The following is a 3,698-nucleotide window of genomic DNA, read 5'->3' as shown; positions in this document are numbered from 1 at the left end:
CTTTCACACTGCTTTGTTTTTCAGTTAAAGGATGTTTTTGCGGCATGGACGGATCCATCAGGCGCTTGATTCGAAGTCTTTTCCTTTTACTCCTCTTGATTTCATCCAAGCGGATGATCAATTGCTCCAGCAATTCCCAGGGATCATGGTATAAAAAGGCTTCACTGATGATATCGCCTAACGAGCGATCAAAAACAATGATTATACTTTTCCCCTCCGATGAGAGGATCCTTCCATCCTGTTTAATCCCTCCCCATTCAAGTCGAACGAGGGAACCGACAGGGATTTTTACCGATGAACCTGTTTCAAAATAATAGTTGAAGGAACCGTCGCTTGAAAGCAGATGGCCGTTCGAAACCAAGTATTTTGTGCTGCCATATTTTTTCAAATGCAGGATTTCAAGTTGAAGTGCCTGCTGCCATTCTTTTATATAATTAACTGTCGAATTCATTTTTCACTTTCCTCACAAAATATGCCATTGTAGTACGAAGAAACTGGCCCATTGGCTAGGCTCCGATGTTGAAAATAACGCTGTCATCATGACTTTTTTCGCGAATTACCTGTTTCTTTTGCATATAAAATAAGGCCCAATCTATTGATTGGGCCTTTCATACGCCAATGTTTTAACTATAGCATTTTTTATAACATCATACCATGGGCTCTTTTGGAAGAAATGGTTTAGATTAGCCTTCTGTCAACTCACTAAATTGGTCGACGAGATCACTGAAAATCTTCATTGCATTTTCGATCGGCTCAGGTTTCGTTAAATCCACTCCTGTTTTCTTAAGCAGCTCCAATGGGAAATCAGAACTCCCGCTTTTCAAGAAAGACAAATAACTTTCAAGTGTTTTTTTGTCCCCAGAAAGGATCTTATCAGCGATCGTAATGGCTGAAACGTAACCAGTAGCATATTTGTAGACATAAAACGGACGATAAAAGTGTGGGATGCGTGACCAGCCATACTTCACTTCTTCATCGAAACTTATTTCATCTCCATTATATGCACGAAATATCGTTTCATAGGCTGTATTAAAAACCTCGGCATTTAGAGGTTCTTCATTTTCAGCTTTTTCATGTACAATCTTTTCGAACTCCGCAAACATCACTTGTGTGAAGAATGTCCCTTTAAAACTATCTATGAAATGGTTAAGTAAATGTTTTTTCTTTTGTACGTCTTTTGTTGTCTTAATTAAATGGCGAATCAAAAGGATTTCATTCACAGTGGAAGCAACCTCAGCGACAAAAATGGAATACCCAGCACTTATTTGCGGTTGGTATTTTGAGCTATAGTATGAATGCATGCCATGTCCAGATTCATGTGCAAGTGTAAATACACTGTCTAAATCATCACGATGATTTAATAGGATGAAAGGGTGAACACCATAAAGTCCTAAATTGTAAGCACCTGAACGTTTTCCAGGTGTTTCCCTGACGTCGATATACCTGTTTTCCTTAAAGGTTTTAAGGATTGTGATATACTCTTCGCCAAGTGGCTTTAGTGCCTCCACCATCAAAGCAAAACCATCATCGTAAGAAATCTCCTCTTTAGCCCCTTCGACTAATGGTACACTTAAATCATAAGCACGTAATTCTTCTACACCCAGCAATTTTTTTCTTAAATGAATGTATTTATGCATGGGTCCGATATTTTGCTTAGTAGACATAATCAAATTATCATAAACCTCTTTTGGAACTTGATCTCCAAATAAGGATTTTTCCAAGGCAGATGGATAATTTCTCAGCTTTGAAAGATTCACATTATTTTTGATTGCCGTTGCAAGTGTGGAAGCGATTGTATTCTTCAATTGTACATATGGCTGATAATATGCGAAATAAGCCTCTTTTCTTTTATCCCGATCATCATCTTCAATCAATTTGGAATACATTCCTCGCGTCAGCTCTACCCTTTCGCCGTCTTCATTCGTAACTTCCCCAAATTTTATATCCGCATTGTTGATCATTCCGAACGTTTTTTGTGGAGCTGAAAAGGCTTCGCCTATTTGAGAAAGCACCTCTTCTTGTTCTTTCGTTAATACATGGGCTTTATAGCGGAAGGAATCCAATAAATCCTCTTCAAAATATTTCAAACCCTCGACTTCTTTTATGTACCCTTTTAATGTTTGTTCTTCCAGGCTTAGAAGAAACGGCATGAAGAATGCAGAAGCATTACTTATTTTCTGCCCTAACTTACCAGCTCGATCCAGCAATGCTTGTGATGAGGTGACCCGTGTATCCAAATCGGCTTGAAGCATGGCAAATACATATAGCTTGTTATAAATGTAGCCAACTTCCTCACTTAACCGTAAATACTCGAATAAATCTTGAGCTGACTGAATATGCCCATCGTAAGTTTTTAATTTTTCTGTCATCTTCAGGACTTCTTGATAATCTTTTTCCCAATTAGCCTGATCTTCGTAAATATCCTTTAAATTCCAAGTTTCTTCTATCTTTAATTCGTCACGTGATTTAAACGTTTGCATATCCTCTGCACTTCCTTTCATGCTTATAGCTTACCCTTTATTATAATCGACTTTCAGAAAAATCTGCATAGAAAAACCAGTATGCTAAAAATACATACTGGTTTTCCTTTTAAAAAATTAAAATTTTGCTGCAGTTTCAGCAACTTYCGCCAATCCTTCTGCAACGATATCCTGTGAGCGATCTGGGTATTGATTATGTCCCTCGATTACGACAGTTTCTGGGTTTTTAATGCCCCATAAGTTTAGATTCATCGTTACGTATTTCTCAGCCATTTCGCCAGCTTCCATTCCAGGCAATGCATAATCGGATCCGCGTGCATTAAGTAAGGCTACTTTTTTATCTCCAGCTAAGCCAACTGGGCCTTCAGCTGTATATTTGAATGTTGTTCCCGCTTGGGCAAGATAAGAAATATAAGTTACCAATGGTGCCGGAACCGTTGCGTTCCATAGCGGGAAGGCAAATACTACTTTATCGGCAGCAAGGAATTGATTCAAGTATTGTTGCACGATATCAGCAATTTCCACTTCTTCTTCAGTCAATTCCATGCCTTGGTTGCGTTTATATAAGGCAGTGATTKCAGTATTTCCGTAATAAGGCAAATTCAATTCAAATAAATCCAATTCAGTTATTTCATCGCCACTATTTGCTTCCTTATATGCGTTCAAAAACGTTTCATACATTTTGACACTGATAGCTTGATCCGCTGGGCGGTCATTTGATTTAACAAACAATACTTTAGACATTTTCGTTCCCCCAATTGTTAATTTTGTATATTTAATAAAAATAGCATTTAATCCATATATCTCGAATTAACTGCAATTGATACTTTCACATTATAAAACTGAAAATCCAATAAGGCAAGGATTATGTTTTTTATTTTCAAACGCAAAAAAACCGAGAGCAATTTGCTCACGGTTACGTTAATTGTTTATGATGGAAGGGACACTTACCTTTTATCGGTTCTATATCATCCCCTATGAAAAATTGTTTCCATTCATTATGATTTACATCGCCAAAGTGACTGATATCAGGATGCTTCGGGAGATTATCCCATTTCTCCACCCGTTCCCGGACCTTTTCCCGTGACATGATTCCGCCTTTTTCCGTTCCTTCCAATCCTTCAAAGATCATCCGGGGCTGGAAACCAAGGACGAGGCTATTTCCTAAATCGCGAGTTTTACGCTGTTTATAAGCAGGTGCATTACCAAAGACAAAGA

3 protein-coding genes and 1 pseudogene are annotated in these 3,698 nt (G+C 38.1%); all 4 read right to left on the bottom strand.

The features are described 5' to 3' along the window. Positions 1-451 (bottom strand): annotated as a pseudogene (locus AC1DVB_RS25845) (DNA helicase); the annotation flags it as partial. Positions 452-683: 232 nt separating this feature from the next. Beyond that, positions 684-2,480: an oligoendopeptidase F gene (pepF, locus tag AC1DVB_RS25840; RefSeq protein WP_057277923.1), complete on the bottom strand. Its 1,797-nt coding sequence runs from the start codon at positions 2,478-2,480 to the stop codon at positions 684-686. A 117-nt stretch (positions 2,481-2,597) separates the two neighbouring features. Next, a complete protein-coding gene (locus AC1DVB_RS25835; protein WP_477591639.1) occupies positions 2,598-3,224 on the bottom strand; it encodes an FMN-dependent NADH-azoreductase in 627 nt (208 codons plus the stop codon). A gap of 172 nt (positions 3,225-3,396) precedes the next feature. Further along, on the bottom strand, positions 3,397-3,698 hold a 302-nt coding region (locus AC1DVB_RS25830), incomplete at its 5' end, for a YqcI/YcgG family protein (protein WP_477591637.1).

This window comes from Peribacillus sp. P4_D6 (assembly GCF_056401795.1).
The sequence above is the reverse complement of the archived record's forward strand: the minus strand, read 5'-3'. Positions and strand labels throughout refer to the sequence as shown.